This is a genomic window from Tepidamorphus gemmatus (assembly GCF_004346195.1).
Lineage (GTDB): Bacteria > Pseudomonadota > Alphaproteobacteria > Rhizobiales > Tepidamorphaceae > Tepidamorphus > Tepidamorphus gemmatus.
Genome location: NZ_SMAK01000002.1, coordinates 299,702 through 316,684, shown reverse-complemented (window position 1 = coordinate 316,684; position 16,983 = coordinate 299,702). Strand labels below are relative to the sequence as shown.

Genomic DNA, 16,983 nt, shown 5'->3' with positions numbered 1-16,983 from the left:
ACCCGATGCGGCCGAGCTCAACCGAAACTGCCGTGAACGGGAGGACGCGCCATGACCGCAACGACCTATGATCTCATCATCATCGGGTCCGGCCCTGGCGGCTATGTCGCGGGCATCCGCGCCGCCCAGCTCGGCCTGAAGGCAGCCGTGGTGGAAAACAAGTACATTGGCGGCGTCTGTCCGAACTGGGGCTGCATCCCGACCAAGGCGCTGCTGCGCTCTGCCGAAATCTACCAGTACATGCAGCATGCCGGCGACTACGGCCTGTCGGCCACCGGCATCTCGTTTGATCCAGACGCCGTCATCAAGCGCTCGCGCGGGATCGCCCGGCAGATGAGCCAGGGCGTAGGCCACCTTCTGAAGAAGAACAAGGTGGACGTGATCTGGGGATCCGCGAGCCTGAAGGACGCCGGGCGGGTTTCGGTGAGGGCTTCCGACGTCGACGCGCCGAAGGGGGCGCTCGGGCCGGGGGAGTATCACGCAAGGAACATCGTGATTGCCACTGGCGCCCGGCCACGCGTGCTTCCCGGTCTGGAGCCGGACGGCAAGCTCGTCTGGACCTATTTCGAGGCGATGGCGCCGGACCGGATGCCGAAGTCGCTGCTGGTGGTCGGCTCAGGCGCGATCGGCGTCGAGTTTGCGAGCTTCTATCGCACCATGGGCGCCGAGGTGACGGTTGTTGAGGTGCTGCCGCAGATCCTCCCGGTCGAGGACGAGGAGATCGCTGCGCATGCCCGCAAGCGCTTCGAGAAGCGCGGAATCCGGATCCTCACCTCGGCGAAGGTGACGAAACTCGATCGCAAGGGCGACAGTGTCACCGCGACGATCGAGACGAGCGAAGGAAACAGCGAGAGCCTGGCGGTCGAGCGTGTGATTTCGGCCGTTGGCGTCGTCGGCAATATCGAGGGGCTGGGGCTCGAAGCGCTCGGCGTGAAGACCGACCGCGGCACGGTCGTGATCGATTCCGTCGGGCGCACGAGTGTCGACGGCATCTGGGCGATCGGCGATGTCGCCGGGCCGCCGATGCTGGCCCACAAGGCGGAGCACGAGGGGGCAATCGTGGCCGAGGCGATCGCGGGCAAGCATCCTCATGCCATGGACAAGCTGATGATTCCGGGATGTACCTATTGCGACCCGCAGATCGCCTCCGTCGGGTTGACCGAGGCAAAGGCGAAGGCTGCAGGTCGCGAGGTCAGGGTCGGCAGGTTCCCGTTCATCGGAAACGGCAAGGCGATCGCGCTGGGCGAGCCGGACGGGTTGGTCAAGACCGTCTTCGATGCGAAGACCGGCCAGCTTCTCGGCGCCCACATGATCGGCGCCGAAGTGACCGAGCTGATCCAGGGATTCGTCGTGGCCATGAACCTCGAGACCACCGAGGCAGAACTGATCGGCGCCGTGTTCCCGCATCCGACCCTGTCGGAAACCCTCCACGAGAGCGTGATGGCCGCCTACGGGCGCGCCATTCACATCTAGGACGATCCTGAAGCGCCGGGCTTTCCAAGGTGAGCCATGGCGCCCGTTCCGGCCGTCCTGCCGATGGCCGCCGCCAGGCGTCTGACCGAAGGCAGCGGCTTGTGCCGGAAGGCCAGCATCGGCTTCTCGACAAAGGTCCAGGAGAGGAAGGCAAGACACCCGGCGATGGCGAGCGCGATGATCGCGACCTCGGCAATGCTGCTGCCGGGGAGCTTGTCGATGATCAGCTGCTGCGTCGGCCAACCATATATGTAGATGCCGTAGGACAGATCGATGCACCGGAAGGGGTGCGCCAGCGCGCCGAGCGGCAGCGCAGCGAGAATCAGGGTCGCATAGCCGGTCAGGAGCGCGGTGGCCAGCGGCCGCAACGGGCCTGAATAGGCCGCGGCATAGATCGCCAGGCACACCGCAAGCCAGAACCACGACAGCGGCAGCCCCTCCCGCAGGCGGTATGCAGCCACCCCCAAGCCGAAGAGCACCGCCAGGTGCAGCATGTGCTGGACGGCGACGATCCCGAATGTCAGTTCCGGAAACACGAGCGTCGCCGCATAGACCACGACCAGTCCGGCATAGATCGCCCAGAATCGGGCGCCACGCCGCACAAGGCCGGTCACGCCCGCGAGCCCCAGCAGGACGTAGCAGGCAATCTCGTATTTCAGCGTCCATAGCGGCAGATCGACGACGTCCGGATAGGGCGCATGCTCGAACACACCGGGTAGCGCCATGGTGATGTGGAGCAGCGATCCCGTCACGAGGAGCCAGAGATACACCGCGCCATCGGTCAGGTATCGGGCGGGGGCGAGGGTTGTCGCCAGCGGTCCGACGACAAACGCACAGACCGCGAGGCAGACCATCAGTCCGGGACAGATCCTGAGGAATCGGGCCAGCGCGAAATCGCCGATCGACCGCGACCGGGCAAGCGAGGCCGCCACCAGCAGACCGCTCGTGAAGAAGAAGACGTTGACCGCGTGCTGACCGAGCGAAATGCCTGTCAGGGCCTCCAGCGGTTCCACGGCGCCATCGCCGCGGACGATGATGTAGGCATGGGAGATCACGACGCTGGACGCGGCCAGCAGACGTATCAGTCCGAAATTGTTGCGCTCCGCTGGGAGGATGGCGGCAAGTGTGGGCATCGGCGAGAGATCCCCGCAAGTCCTGTCCGTCGGCTGACCGGCGACCGATCGACGCGTCACCATGCCGCAAACAGGTTTCCAATTCCCTTTGCCGGACGCGGAAACAGGCAGAAGTATCGCTTGACAGTTAGAACAAAACAGGAACATCCTGCGGCTTAGGGTGCAAGCAAGCGAGGAGTCCTCGGCATGATCCGCGATGTCGCCGCGTTCCTGGCCCTCGGCCTTTTCGTCCAGTCGGTCGTCGTCTGGGCGGGTTTCGCCGCCGGTGCCGGCTGATCCTGCCTGTCCACAGGCGGTGGTCCTGCCGTCCGCGAATCTGCAGGACCAGCTGTATGCTTGACACTGCCCAATCCCGGTCCAGGGGGGCGGGGACGCGGAGCCGTCATGCCAGGATACGTCCATCTACGCGCGCACAGCGCCTATTCGCTGCTCGAAGGCGCCCTGCCGCTCGGCCGGCTGATCTCGCTGGCGACGGCCGATGCGATGCCGGCGCTGGGAATCGCCGATCGAAACAACCTGTTCGGTGCGCTCGAGTTCTCCGAGAAGTCCGCTGCCGCCGGTCTCCAGCCGCTGATCGGCGTAACGCTGGCGGTCGATCTCGCAGCCGGCACGCAGGCGGCGCGCCCCGTCACCCGCCGCGGACCGCAGCCCTCGCTGGTGCTGATCGCCGGCAATGAGGCCGGCTATCGCAACCTGATGCATCTCGTCTCGCGCGCCTGGCTGGATGGCGACGGAGGTCAGGATTGCCGGGTCGCGGCGGAGCTTCTGATCGCGTGCTCGGAAGGGCTCCTGTGCCTCACCGGCGGGCCCGAAGGGCCTGTGGATCAGCTCATCGCCCAGCGCAATCTCGACGCGGCTGCGTCCGTCCTCGACCTCCTGGCTGCCACGTTCGGGTCGCGGCTCTACGTGGAACTGCAGAGGCACGGACTCGATTGCGAACGCCAAGTCGAGCCGCATCTGGTCGAGCTGGCCTATGACCGCGGGCTGCCGCTCGTTGCGACCAATCAGCCGTTCTTCGCCGAGCGCGCCGATTTCGAGGCGCACGATGCGCTGATCTGCATCGCGGAGGGTCGGACGGTGGCCGACACCGATCGCCGGCAGCTGACCCCCGAACACTATTTCAAGACCAGGGCAGAGATGGTGGAGCTGTTCGCCGACCTGCCCGAGGCGCTCGAGTCGACGCTGGAAGTGGCGATGCGCTGCAGTTTCAGGCCTCGGACGCGGCAGCCTATCCTGCCGCGCTTTGCTGCCGAGGCGGCTGCGGACGGCGCCCCCCGCAACGAGACGGAGACATCTGCGGAGGGAGCGGCCGCCGAGGCCGCCGAGCTGCGTCGACAGGCCAAGGAGGGGCTGACGCAGCGGATTGCCTCACATGGCATCGCTGCGGGCTGGACCGAGGAGCAGTATCGCGAACGGCTCGAGTTCGAGCTCTCCGTGATCGAGCGGATGGCCTATGCTGGCTATTTCCTGATCGTTGCGGACTTCATCAAGTGGGCGAAGGCGCACGATATCCCTGTCGGACCGGGCCGTGGCTCCGGCGCCGGCTCGCTGGTCGCCTGGTCGCTGACGATTACCGATCTCGATCCGATCCGATTCGGGCTGCTGTTCGAACGCTTCCTCAATCCCGAGCGCGTGTCGATGCCGGACTTCGACATAGACTTCTGCCCGAACGGCCGTGACCGCGTCATCGCCTATGTCCAGGAAAAGTACGGTCACGAGAATGTCGCGCAGATCATCACGTTCGGGACGCTTCAGGCGCGAGCCGTCGTGCGCGACGTGGCGCGGGTGCTGGGAATTCCATACGGCCGCGCCGACCAGCTCTCGAAGATGATACCGGCCAATCCGGCCAACCCGGTGAAGCTCGCCGACGCGATCGCCGGCGAGCCGCGCCTGCAAGCGGCGCGCGACGAGGATCCCGCCGTCGCCCGGCTGCTCGACATTGCGCTGAAACTCGAAGGGCTGTTCCGTCACGCCTCGACCCATGCCGCCGGTGTCGTCATCGGCGACAGGCCGCTGGAGCAGCTTGTGCCGCTCTACAAGGATCCGCGCTCCGGGATGCCGGCCACCCAGTTCAACATGAAGTGGACCGAGGCGGCGGGGTTGGTGAAGTTCGATTTCCTCGGCCTGAAGACCCTGACAGTGCTCGACACGACCGTCCGTCTGCTGGCCAGGCGCGGCATCAAGGTCGATCTGGCGGCGCTGCCGCTCGACGATGCGCCGACCTACGAGATGCTGTCGCGCGGCGAGACGGTCGGCGTATTCCAGCTGGAGTCCAGTGGCATGCGCTCGGCCATCCTCGGCATGAAGCCCGACCGCTTCGAGGACATCATCGCGCTGGTGGCGCTATACCGTCCCGGGCCGATGGCCAACATTCCGACCTACAACGACCGCAAGCACGGCCGCGAGACGCCGGACTACATTCACCCGAAGATCGAGCCGATCCTGAAGGAGACCTTCGGCGTCATCATCTATCAGGAACAGGTGATGCAGATCGCCCAGGTTCTGGCCGGCTATTCGCTCGGCGAGGCGGATCTGCTGCGCCGCGCCATGGGCAAGAAGATCCGCGCCGAGATGGAGCAGCAACGCAGGCGCTTCGTCGAAGGTGCGGTCGAGCGCGGCGTCGAGCGCAATCAGGCCGACTACATCTTCGAACTGCTCGCCAAGTTCGCCGACTACGGCTTCAACAAGTCGCATGCCGCCGCCTACGCGCTCGTCGCCTATCAGACGGCCTACCTCAAGGCGAATTATCCGACCGAGTTCCTTGCCGCGTCGATGACACTGGACATGGGCAATGCCGACAAGATCAACCTCTTCCGCCGTGAAGCGGAACGCAATGGCATCGCCGTGGACCCGCCGTCGATCCAGCACTCGATGGTCGATTTCTCTGTCGAGCACGGGCGGATACGCTATTCGCTCGCAGCATTGCGCAATGTCGGCCGACAGGCGGTCGAACACATCGTCGAGGTGCGTGCGGACCGTCCGTTCGCGGACCTTGCCGACTTCGCCGCGCGGATCAGCCCGCGCTTCGTCAACAAGCGCGCGCTGGAGGGGCTGGCGGCGGCGGGCGCCTTCGATGAACTGGAACCAAACCGCGCCCGCGTCATGGCGGGCGTGGAGATGATTCTCGCCGCCGCCGCCCGCAGCGAGGGCGCACGGGTCGGCGGACAGAATGAACTGTTCGGCGGCGGTCGTCCCGAGCCGCTGCCGCTGCCCGACCGTGACCCGTGGCTGCCGGCCGAGCGGCTGACGCGCGAGTATGAGGCGGTCGGAACCTTCCTGACCGGCCATCCGCTCGACGGCTACAAGGCGGTACTCGCGCGACGCCGCGTCCAGTCGATCGCCGAGTTCGAGGAGGCGATGCGGGCCGGCGCCACGGCGGGCCGGCTGGCAGGCATCGTCGTGTCGAAATCCGAGAACCGGACGCGAACCGGCGGACGGATGGGGATCGTGACACTGTCCGACCCGACCGGACAGGTCGAGGCGGTCGCCTTCTCCGAAATGCTGGCAGAATTGCGTCCTCTGCTCGAGCCCGGCAACTGCATCGAGGCGCTCGTCCACGTCGATCAGATGGGCGACCTGCAGCGGCTCAGGCTGCAATCGGTGCGCAGGCTCGATGACATCGCCGAGAAGGTGACGACCGGGCTGCGCATCTTCGTCCGCGATCCGCAACCGGTCGGCAGCATCGCCCGCCGGCTCGGGGAGACCGGCGACGGCGAGATTTCGATCGTCGTGCTCGCCGACAGGCCGCGGGCAGAAGTCGAGGTGCGGCTGCCGCGGCGCTACCGGGTCGCCCCGCAGATCACCGCCGCGATCCGTGCCGTGCCAGGCGTCGTTGACGTGCAGGAGATGTGAGCGCAGGGGATCAGACCAACCTTGCGTCTCAATCAGCGAAACCCTATAAGGCGCTCCATCACGCACGCGGGCTTCCGCGCGCGCCGTTCCGTGCGGCCGCGCTCTCCGGTGCCGGGGGGCATCCTCCGGCCCCCGCCCGCGGAGGTTCAACCGGATACGGAGAGACACAGGCCATGAGCCTTCCGACGTTCACGATGCGCCAGCTTCTCGAAGCCGGCGTCCACTTCGGTCACCAGAGCCACCGCTGGAACCCGAAGATGGCGCCGTACATCTACGGCGAGCGCAACAACATCCACATCATCGACCTGGCCCAGACGGTGCCGATGCTGCATCGGATGCTGCAGGCCGTCAGCGACACCGTTGCACGCGGTGGCCGCATCCTCTTCGTCGGCACCAAGCGTCAGGCAGCCGATGCCGTCGCCGAGGCCGCGCGCCGCTGCGCCCAGTACTACGTCAATGCGCGCTGGCTCGGCGGCACGCTGACCAACTGGAAGACGATCTCCCATTCGATCCAGCGCCTGCGCAGGCTCGAGGAACTTCTCGGCGAGTCGGGCGAGGCCAAGGCGCTGACCAAGAAGGAGCGGCTGAAGCTGTTGCGCGAACGGGAGAAGCTCGAGCGGGCGCTTGGCGGCATCAAGGACATGGGCGGCCAACCCGACATGCTGTTCGTGATCGACACCAACAAGGAAGCCATCTCGATCAAGGAGGCCCACCGTCTGGGCATTCCGGTCGCCGCCATCGTCGACACCAACTGCGATCCGGACGGGATCACCTATCCGGTGCCGGGCAATGACGATGCCGGCCGCGCGATCAACTTCTACTGTGATCTGGTGGCGCGCGCTGCCATCGACGGCATCGGACGGAGCCAAGGCGAATTGGGCATCGATCTTGGCGCCGCCGAGGAGCCGCTCGCCGAGGATCTGCCCGTCGGGGACTCGATCGGCGAGGGGGCCCGGCCAGAACCGGCAATCACGATGCCGGATATCGAAGCGCCCGCATTCGAGTTCCTGTCTGCGCCGCGAGGCGCTCCGGACGATCTGAAGAAGATCGGCGGTCTCGGCCCGATTCTGGAGCAGAAGCTCAACGACATGGGCATCTTCCACTTCTGGCAGATCGCGGCGCTCGGCCCCGACGAGATCGACCGGATCGAGGATGAGCTCAATGTGAAGGGTCGCATCGGGCGCGACGACTGGGTCGGGCAGGCGCGTGCCCTCGCCGAAGGCGAGCGCGAGTAACGACATCCACGCCGCGATGGCCGGCCGGGTCGTCCCGGCCGGCTCGCAGGATTCTCAGGAGGCCGCAATGGCGACGATCAACGCGACAATGGTGAAGACCCTGCGTGAGCAGACTGGCGCGGGCATGATGGACTGCAAGGCGGCGCTGACCGAGACCGGCGGCGACATGGAGGCCGCGGTCGACTGGCTGCGGGCGAAGGGCCTCGCCAAGGCCGCCAAGAAGGCCGGGCGCGTGGCTGCCGAGGGCCTTGTCGCGATCGCCGGTGGTGGCGGCAAGGCCGCGATGGTCGAGGTCAATGCCGAAACCGATTTCGTGGCCCGCAACGACACCTTCCAGACGATGGTGCGGAACATTGCGGACGTGGCGCTGTCGGTCGACGGAGATTTCGATGCGCTGTCCGCCGCCACGTTCCCCGGGACGGCCAAGACGGTCGTCGAGCACGTCCAGGAGATGATCGGCCAGATCGGCGAGAACATGTCGCTGCGGCGGTCTGCCGGGTTCGCGGTCAACCCCGGCGTGGTGTCCACCTACATGCATGGCGCAATCTCTCCCGGTCTCGGCCGGATCGGTGTCTTGGTGGCGCTGGAATCGGCCGGCGATCCCGCGAGGCTCGACAGCCTCGGGCGCCAGATCGCGATGCATGTTGCAGCGACCAATCCGATCGCCGTCGACATTGACGGCGTCGATCCGGCGGTGGTGGAGCGCGAGCGTGCGGTCTACCGCGAGCAGGCGCGCGAATCCGGCAAGCCCGACAACATCATCGAGAAGATGGTGGAGGGGCGCGTCCGGAAATTCTACGAGGAGGCCGTGCTGGTGAAGCAGGCCTTCGTCCATGACCCGGAGAAGTCCGTCGAGCAGGCCGTCAAGGCGGCCGAGGCCGAGATCGGCGCACCGATCAAGATCGCAGGCTTCATCCGCTTCGCGCTGGGTGAGGGCATCGAGAAGGAAGAGACGGACTTCGCAGCCGAGGTGGCCGCCGCCGTCGCCGGCTGAGCTTCGGCCCGTCCGCAACATGGACCAGCCACGGCCATACCGGCGTATCCTCGTCAAACTTTCAGGCGAGGCCCTGATGGGCTCGGGGGAGTTCGGCCTCGACATGGCCGTGGTCGGCCGGATCGCGGCCGAGATTGCCGCCGTGGCGCGGCAAGGCCGTCAGATCGCGCTGGTCGTTGGCGGCGGCAACATCTTTCGTGGCCTCGCCGGGGCCGCGAAGGGCCTCGACCGGACCGTGGCCGATCACATGGGCATGCTGGCCACGGTGATGAACGCGCTCGCGGTCGCCGGCGCGTTGCGCAACGTTGGTGCCGAGGCGGTCGTCATGTCGGCGATCCCGATGCAGGCCATCTGCGAGACCTACACGAGCTACGACGCCCGTGCGCATCTCGAGGCAGGCCGGATCGTGCTGTGTGCGGCCGGAACCGGCAATCCCTTCTTTACCACCGACACCGCCGCGGCACTGCGCGCGGCGGAGCTCGGCTGCGATGCACTGTTCAAGGCAACCCAGGTGGACGGCATCTATTCGGCGGATCCCAAACGCGATCCGGCCGCGATCCGCTACGACAGGCTGACCTTTTCGGACGTCATCGCCCGCGATCTGAGGGTGATGGACACCGCCGCGATCGCACTTGCCCGCGACAACCGTATTCCGGTAATCGTCTTCGACATCCACGCAGCAGGCGCGCTCGAAGCGATTCTTGCCGGAGGTGGGCGTTCGACGCTCGTGAGCCAGTGACCGCCTGAAGCATCGCGGCCTGGCGGTCGCAAAGGGACCTGACAGAGTCATGGCAGGAGGCGACAGATGGATGGCAAGTTCGATATCGAGGATCTGAAGCGGCGGATGAACGGCGCGCTCAGCGTCCTCAGGACCGAGTTGGCCGGTCTGCGCACCGGTCGCGCCAGTGCCAGCATCCTCGACCCCATCATGGTCGATGCCTACGGCTCGCAGATGCCTCTGAACCAGGTCGCCACGATCAGCGTGCCGGAACCCCGCTCCCTGTCTGTCAGCATCTGGGATCGCTCGCTCGTCAATGCGGTCGACAAGGCCATCCGTGAATCCGATCTCGGCCTCAATCCCGTCGTCGACGGCCAGAACCTGCGCATCCCGATTCCGGAACTCAATGCCGAGCGCCGCCAGGAGATCGTCAAGGTCGCCCACAAATATGCCGAGCAGGCCAAGGTCGCGGTCCGCCACGTTCGTCGCGACGGCATGGAGCTGTTGAAGCGGCTCGAGAAGGGGCACGAAATCAGTCAGGACGATCATCGCGTCAAATCGGAGGCCGTGCAGAAGCTGACCGATCAGATGGTTGCGGAAATCGACGCCATGCTGGCGGCCAAGGAGAAGGAAATCCTGCAGGTCTAGGCCGTTCTCGGCGGGATCGGGACAACGGGCATGGAAGCGAGCGCGACGGCTCCCGCCCAAGGTGCGGACCTCTGCGAGATACCACGGCATGTCGCCATCATCATGGACGGCAACGGGCGGTGGGCGTCGCGACGCGGGCTTCCGCGCGGGGAGGGGCATCGAGCCGGCGTAGAGGCATTGCGCCGCACGGTCAGGGCGGCCGGCGAACTGGGTATCCGCTACCTGACCCTGTACAGCTTCAGCCTCGAGAACTGGACGCGTCCGCGCAGCGAGGTGCTCGACCTGATGTCGCTGCTGCGGCGTTTCATCCGGCACGATCTGGCCGAGCTGCACGCCAACGACGTGCGGGTTCGGGTGATTGGTCGCCGTGATGGACTGGAGTCGGATGTCCTTTCGCTGCTCGTCGAGGCCGAAGAGCTGACCGCGGGCAACACCGGGCTGACGCTGGTGGTCGCCTTCAACTACGGGGCACGTGACGAGATCGTCCGCGGCGCAGTGCGCGTCGCCGAAGCCGTTCGCGCTGGTCGCCTTGCGCCGGAAGACGTCAACGAATCGGCATTCTCGAGCCTGCTCGACACCGGCGAGTTTCCCGATCCCGATCTATTGATCCGCACCAGCGGCGAACAGCGGCTCAGCAATTTTCTGCTCTGGCAGTGCGCCTATACCGAGCTCGTCTTCTCGCCGGTGTACTGGCCGGACTTCGGGCGCGACGAGCTCATCGCCGCGATCAGCGAATTCCGCGGCCGGGAGCGCCGGTTCGGCGGCCTGGTGGCCCGGTCGGGCTGAGATCGTGGCGTCGCCGCCACGCGCCGCCGGGGACGGCCCGCCACAGACCTCCGGGCGGCTCGCCGATCTGCGCATGCGGGTCATCTCCGCCGTTGTCCTCGCGCCGCTCGTGCTGCTCGCGGCATGGGGCGGGGAATGGCCGTTCGCCCTGATGCTGGCGGCAGTTGCCGTGCTGGTGATGTGGGAATGGAGCCGAATTGTCCGCGGGACCGCCGCCGATCCCGCAACGCTGGCAATATGCGGCGCTTGTGCCATTCCGGTTGTCGTCCTCGCCGTCGGCCTGCCGGGTCCTGCCGTGCTGGCGGTGGCGGGATTGGCGCTGGGCGCACATCTTGTGGCCCGAGTTCGGGACCAGGTGACATTGATGGGGCCGGGCGTCGCCTATGCCTGTCTTCCCGCGATGGCGCTCGTCATTCTGCGCGGCGATCCGCAGTTCGGTCTTGCGGCCGTCGGCTTTCTGATAGCGATCGTCTGGGCGAGCGATATCGGCGGGTATTTCGCCGGTAGATGGATCGGCGGACCGAAACTTTGGCCCGCCGTCTCGCCCAAGAAGACCTGGTCGGGCAGCTTCGGCAGCCTGCTAGCGGCCGTCGCCGCCGCAGCCGCGGTACTCGCGCTGCTGGGGCTTCTGTCGCCCTGGCCGATCGTTCTCGCCGGCTTCCTGTCGATCGTCTCTCAAGCTGGCGATCTCGCCGAATCCGCGCTGAAGCGCCGGTTCGGCGTCAAGGATGCGAGCAACCTCATTCCGGGTCATGGCGGTGTCATGGACCGGATCGACGGCCTCGCGGCCGCAGCGCTCGCCGCCGCCACCGTCGGGCTGGCCAGGGGCGGGGTGGATGCGGCTGGCGCGGGTCTTCTGCTGTGGTAGGCTTGCCCGGGTCAGAGAGGGTTCGCATGCCGCCCGGTTCGGCTCCAGAAACCATAAGCATTCTCGGTGCCACGGGATCGATCGGCCTCAGCACGCTGGATCTGATCGGCCGCAATCCCGATCGGTTCGAGGTCGAGGCGCTGACCGCCAACGCCAACGCGACGGCGCTTGCTGAGCTTGCGATCCGCTTTCGCGCGCGACTGGCCGTGGTTGCCGACCCCGCCGCTTACGGCGAGCTCAAGGCGGCACTGGCGGGGACCGGCATCGAGGTAGCCGCCGGACCATCCGCGGTGCAGGAGGCCGCAGTAAGGCCGGTCTCCCGCCTGATGGCCGCAATCGTCGGGGCTGCCGGCCTCGCCCCGACCCTGGCAGCTGCCCGGTCGGGTGCGACGATCTTGCTTGCGAACAAGGAATGCCTGGTTTCTGCAGGGCGGCTGTTCATGGACACGGCCCGCCGCCACCGCGCGCGGGTCATTCCCGTCGATTCGGAGCATTGCGCCATTTTCCAGGCGCTCGACAGCAACCGGCCCGAGGCAGTCGAATCGGTCACCATCACCGCCTCCGGCGGGCCATTCCGCACCTGGAGCGTGGAGCAGATGGCGCGGGCGCGCCCGGAGGATGCGCTCCGCCATCCCGTCTGGTCGATGGGGGCGAAGATCTCGATCGATTCGGCCACGCTGATGAACAAGGGGCTCGAGCTGATCGAGGCGCGCCACCTGTTCGACCTCGAACCCGAGCGCCTAAGCGTCGTCGTTCATCCGGAGAGCATCGTCCACGGTTTTGTGACCTATGCCGACGGCTCGGTCATCGCCCAGCTGGCCTTGCCCGACATGCGCACGCCGATTGCCTACGCGCTCGCCTGGCCGGAACGGCTGGCAACGCCGATGGACCGTCTCGACCTCTGCAGCGTCGGCAGGCTGACATTCGAATCTCCCGATTTGCAACGGTTTCCGGCGCTTGCGCTGGCACAGCAGGCGCTGTCCCGGAACGACGGCACGGCGACCGTGCTCAACGCCGCCAATGAGATCGCCGTGAATGCCTTCTTGCAGCGACGCATAAAATTCCCTGATATCGCCACCATCGTCGACAAGGCTGTCAGCCGTGCCGACACTGAGGGGGTCGGGGACGTCGAATCTCTGGAAGACGCCGTGGCCCTTGACGGATGGGCGCGGCGCATCGCCGGCGGGTTCATTTCCGGTCTGCTCACGCCGGCCGGCTGACGTATGAGCTGCAACGGGGAAGGCAATGGACTTACTGGGATCGGTCGGTGCCTTCGGGCAGGGGGCGCTGGGATACCTGCTGCCATTCCTGTTCGTCCTGACGGTCGTGGTCTTCTTCCACGAACTCGGGCATTTCCTCGTCGCGCGCTGGTGCGGCGTTCGCGTGGAGACATTCTCGATCGGGTTCGGTCCGGAGATCTGCGGATTCGACGACCGCCGGGGAACACGCTGGCGGCTCTCGTGGATCCCTCTCGGCGGTTATGTGAAGTTCCACGGCGACGACTCCGTGGCCAGCACGCCCGACAGCGAGGCCATTGCCCAAATGGCGCCGGAGGAGCTGAGAACCAGCTTTCATGCCAAGCCGCTGTGGCAACGCGTCGCCGTGGTCGCGGCCGGGCCGATCGCCAATTTCCTGCTGGCGATCGTCATCTTCGCGGCGATCTTCTCGACGACGGGACGTTTCGTCACGCCCGCCAAGGTGGATGCCGTCAATCCCGGGTCGGCTGCCGAAGCGGCCGGATTCCTCCCCGGCGATCTCGTCCTGTCCATAGACGGCTCTCCGATCACCAGCTTCGCCGACATGCAGAGGATCGTCAGCACCAATCCTGGTGTTGCGCTCGAATTCGTCGTCGAGCGGAACGGCACGGAGATCCGCTTGACGGCGATCCCCGAACTGCGCCAGGTCGAGGACCGGTTCGGCAACTCGCAGCGCATCGGCCTGCTCGGCATCCAGCGCAGCGCGCAGCCCGACGAGGTTTCCCAGGTCCGCTACTCGGTGCCGGCAGCGATCTGGGAGGGCACCAAGGAAACCTGGTTCGTCATCGACCGGACCGTCAGCTATCTGGTCGGCGTGATCGTCGGGCGGGAGGCGGCGGACCAGCTCGGCGGGCCGATCCGCATCGCCGAAATGTCCGGCGAGGTGGCCAAGCTCGGCATCCTCGCACTTCTCAATCTGACCGCTGTCCTGTCGATTTCCATTGGCTTCCTGAATCTGCTGCCGATCCCTATGCTGGATGGCGGGCATCTCTTGTTCTACGCGATCGAGGCGCTGCGGGGGCGTCCTCTGAGCGAACGGGCGATGGACATCGGGTTTCGTGTCGGGCTCGCGCTGGTGCTGATGCTGATGTTGTTCGCGACCTGGAACGACATCGTCAATCTTGCCGGCCGATCGTGAAGTTGCCGTTGCAGCCCGGCAACGGCAGGGGAATGAGTTCCGGGGGACGTCTAGATGGCTGTTTTCATAATGGATGAAAGCCGATACAAACGCCTCGGGACGGGCGGAATCGCCTTGTGCTCGCGTGGCGTCACGCCCGCACGAGAAGAAGGTCAGACGGATCCGAGGATCGACAACCCGATGGTTTGTGCAGTGCGATTTCTGATGCGTGGCGTACTCGTTCTGTTTGTCGCGCTCGCAGCCTCCTCGATCCCGGGAACGGGAGATCTGGCCGGCATCTCGTCCGCCCAGGCCCAGACGATCCGCCAGGTGCAGGTCGAGGGCAACCGTCGTGTCGATGCCGAGACGGTTCGTAACTATCTCTCCCTGCAGCCGGGCCAGAACTACAACGCCTTCGATGCCGACGAGTCGCTGAAGACGCTGTTCGCGACCGGCCTGTTCTCCGACGTCAACATCGCCATGCGTGGCAACACGCTGGTCGTGACCGTCGTCGAGAACCCCATCGTCAACATCGTCTCCTTCGAGGGGAACAAGAAGCTGAGCGACGATCTGCTCCTGTCGGAGATCGAGTCGCAGCCGCGCTCGGTGCTGACGCGCGCCAAGATCGAAGGCGACGTTCAGCGCATCCTGCAGCTCTATCGGCGGTCGGGCCGGTTCGGCGCTAGTGTCGAGCCGAAGATCATCGATTTGCCGGACAACCGCGTGAACCTCGTCTTCGAGATCAACGAGGCCGCCAAGACCAGCGTCGCCGGCATCAACTTCATAGGCAACAATGCCTACAGCGACAGCGACCTGCGCGACGTGATCGCCACATCGCAGAAGAGCTGGCTCAGCTGGATAAAGTCGACCGACGTCTATGACCCTGATCGGCTCGACGCGGACCAGGAGCTGCTGCGCAGGTTCTATCTGAAGAACGGCTATGCCGATTTCCGGGTGGTGTCGGCGGTTGCGGAACTCGACCGCGAGCGCAATGCCTTCTACATCACCTTCACGGTCGATGAGGGGCCCAAGTACAAGTTCGGAACGGTCGATATCGAGGCCTATGTGCGCGATATCGATCCGGAATCGCTGCGCTCCGAGATCAAGACCAAGACCGGCGACACCTACAATGCGGAAGCCGTCGAGCGCACGCTCGAGGACATCACCATCGCGTTGGCCAATCGCGGCTACGCCTTCGCCCAGGTGCGTCCGCGGGGCGATCGCGACTACGACACCCAGACGATCAACCTCACCTATGTCGTGGAAGAAGGTCCGCGCGTCTACATCGAGCGGATCAACATCCGGGGCAATACCCGCACGCTTGACCGCGTCATCCGTCGGGAGTTCGACTTTGCCGAGGGCGACGCCTACAACACGGTGATGATCGACCGCGCCAAGCGTCGACTCGACGCGCTGCGCTACTTCAAGTCGGTGGATATCACCCGTCAGCAGGGGTCTGCGCCGGACCGGGTGATCATCAACGTATCGGTCGTCGAGCAGCCCACCGGCGAGGTCTCCCTCGGCGGCGGATACTCCACCCGCGACGGCTTCGTGGCCGACATCTCGATCACTGAGCGCAACCTGCTCGGACGCGGCCAGATCGTGCGGATCGGCGGAGCGTTCGGCGAAAAGAAGGAGAGCATAGACTTCTCCTTCACCGAGCCATACTTCCTCGGGCGCAGGCTGGCGGCGGGCGTCGACGTCTACTATCGCAACATCGACTACGAGGATACCTCGTCCTACACCTCGAAGGTGGCCGGCGCCGGCTTGCGAGTGGGCTTCCAGCTCAACGACGAATTGAGCTTCCTTGGCCGCTATCGCATCTACAATTCGGACGTCCAGATCGGTCAGGTCTATCGGGACGGCTGCGGTCCGGTCACGCAGTTCGCGATCGACAACAACCTGTGCGGCAATCCGGTCGTCTATGGCGGCTATACCTGGGCCTTCCCCTACGGGGGCGACACCAATGGCGATGGTATTCCCGATGTTTTCGCCCCGGAGGCCTCCATCGCCATCGTCAAGGCCCAGGGCGAACGCCTCTATTCGATCTTCGGCTACGATCTGACCTATTCGACGCTCGACAGCTTCACGCGTCCGCACAGCGGCCTCTATCTGAAGCTGTCGCAGGACTTTGCCGGTGCTGGCGGCGATGCCAAGTTTGTGCGCACCGATGCCGAGGCGCGCTACTACCACGAGCTGATGCCGCAGCTGGTCGGGATGCTCAAGGTCTCGGGCGGCATCATCCAGGGGTGGGGTGGCTACGACGTGACGGTCACCGATACCTACTTCAAGGGTGGCGAAACCATTCGCGGCTTCGACACGTCGGGTTATGGTCCGCGTGACCTTACGCCGGGCGGACAGCGCGACGCGCTCGGCGGCAAGGTGTACGCCGCTGCTACTGCCGAAGTGGTCTTCCCGTTCCCCTTCCTGCCGGAGGAACTCGGCCTGCGCGGCGCCCTGTTCGCCGATGCCGGCGTACTGTTCGATGTCGCCGATACCGGGCCGATCACCATCATCCAGCCGGGCGGTCAGACCTTCCAGCTGGCAATGGCCGAATGCGCGGGCATCTACCCGGGCGGTTGGGGCGGCATCGTGCCGGCCGGTTATGCGGGCTGCTATGTGGATGACACAAAGCCGCGGGCTTCGGTTGGCTTCAGCCTGCTGTGGGATTCGCCCTTCGGTCCGCTGCGCGCCGATCTCGGCTATGCGGTCCTGAAGGAAGAGTACGACGACGAGCAGCTCTTCCGCTTCGGTGCCGGGCGACAGTTCTGATCGACCGGCGTCGCACATGCCGGCTCACGCCGGTTTCCTCGGGAATTCCGCCGGTCGGGCAGCGACCGGCGTTCCCTTTTCAAGGCGGGCATTGTAGGAGAACAACAAGCCAGCCGCATGGCGGCTGGCGC

General features: G+C 65.8%; 12 protein-coding genes. 11 read left to right on the top strand and 1 reads right to left on the bottom strand.

The features are described 5' to 3' along the window. Window positions 1-51: 51 nt before the first annotated feature. Window positions 52-1,473: a dihydrolipoyl dehydrogenase gene (gene lpdA, locus EDC22_RS04340; protein WP_132805383.1), complete on the top strand. Its 1,422-nt coding sequence runs from the start codon at window positions 52-54 to the stop codon at window positions 1,471-1,473. Here lpdA and EDC22_RS04335 read toward each other — a convergent pair. Further along, window positions 1,470-2,606 carry an acyltransferase family protein gene (locus tag EDC22_RS04335; RefSeq protein WP_165926787.1) on the bottom strand — a complete coding sequence of 379 codons (1,137 nt, stop codon included), beginning with the start codon at window positions 2,604-2,606 and terminating at the stop codon, window positions 1,470-1,472. The two genes, lpdA and EDC22_RS04335, sit on opposite strands and share 4 nt — an antisense overlap. A gap of 384 nt (window positions 2,607-2,990) precedes the next feature. Between EDC22_RS04335 and dnaE the strand changes: the two genes are divergently transcribed. The 10 genes from dnaE (at window position 2,991) to bamA (ending at window position 16,852) form a co-directional block, all read left to right on the top strand. Continuing rightward, entirely contained in the window at window positions 2,991-6,458 is a 3,468-nt protein-coding gene (dnaE, locus tag EDC22_RS04330; protein ID WP_132805381.1) for a DNA polymerase III subunit alpha, read from the top strand. A gap of 173 nt (window positions 6,459-6,631) precedes the next feature. Continuing rightward, window positions 6,632-7,693: a 30S ribosomal protein S2 gene (locus EDC22_RS04325; protein WP_132805380.1), complete on the top strand. Its 1,062-nt coding sequence runs from the start codon at window positions 6,632-6,634 to the stop codon at window positions 7,691-7,693. Window positions 7,694-7,760: 67 nt separating this feature from the next. Then, window positions 7,761-8,687: a translation elongation factor Ts gene (tsf, locus tag EDC22_RS04320; protein WP_132805379.1), complete on the top strand. Its 927-nt coding sequence runs from the start codon at window positions 7,761-7,763 to the stop codon at window positions 8,685-8,687. Window positions 8,688-8,706: 19 nt separating this feature from the next. After that, window positions 8,707-9,426 (top strand): UMP kinase, encoded by a 720-nt coding sequence (pyrH, locus tag EDC22_RS04315; RefSeq protein ID WP_132805378.1) that lies wholly within the window; start codon window positions 8,707-8,709, stop codon window positions 9,424-9,426. Between the two features lie 66 nt (window positions 9,427-9,492). Beyond that, window positions 9,493-10,053: a ribosome recycling factor gene (gene frr, locus EDC22_RS04310; RefSeq protein ID WP_132805377.1), complete on the top strand. Its 561-nt coding sequence runs from the start codon at window positions 9,493-9,495 to the stop codon at window positions 10,051-10,053. Between the two features lie 30 nt (window positions 10,054-10,083). Next, window positions 10,084-10,839 carry an isoprenyl transferase gene (locus tag EDC22_RS04305; RefSeq protein WP_132805376.1) on the top strand — a complete coding sequence of 252 codons (756 nt, stop codon included), beginning with the start codon at window positions 10,084-10,086 and terminating at the stop codon, window positions 10,837-10,839. A 73-nt stretch (window positions 10,840-10,912) separates the two neighbouring features. Then, the gene (locus EDC22_RS04300; protein WP_132805375.1) at window positions 10,913-11,707 is read left to right on the top strand and encodes a phosphatidate cytidylyltransferase; all 795 of its coding nucleotides are present in this window, start codon (window positions 10,913-10,915) and stop codon (window positions 11,705-11,707) included. Window positions 11,708-11,733: 26 nt separating this feature from the next. Beyond that, on the top strand, window positions 11,734-12,927 hold the full coding sequence (locus tag EDC22_RS04295) for a 1-deoxy-D-xylulose-5-phosphate reductoisomerase (protein WP_132805374.1): 1,194 nt from the start codon (window positions 11,734-11,736) through the stop codon (window positions 12,925-12,927). 25 nt (window positions 12,928-12,952) lie between these two features. Further along, window positions 12,953-14,101, top strand: a complete 1,149-nt coding sequence (rseP, locus tag EDC22_RS04290) for an RIP metalloprotease RseP (protein WP_132805373.1) — start codon at window positions 12,953-12,955, stop codon at window positions 14,099-14,101. Between the two features lie 204 nt (window positions 14,102-14,305). Next, on the top strand, window positions 14,306-16,852 hold the full coding sequence (bamA, locus tag EDC22_RS04285) for an outer membrane protein assembly factor BamA (RefSeq protein ID WP_165926786.1): 2,547 nt from the start codon (window positions 14,306-14,308) through the stop codon (window positions 16,850-16,852). Window positions 16,853-16,983 lie beyond the last annotated feature (131 nt).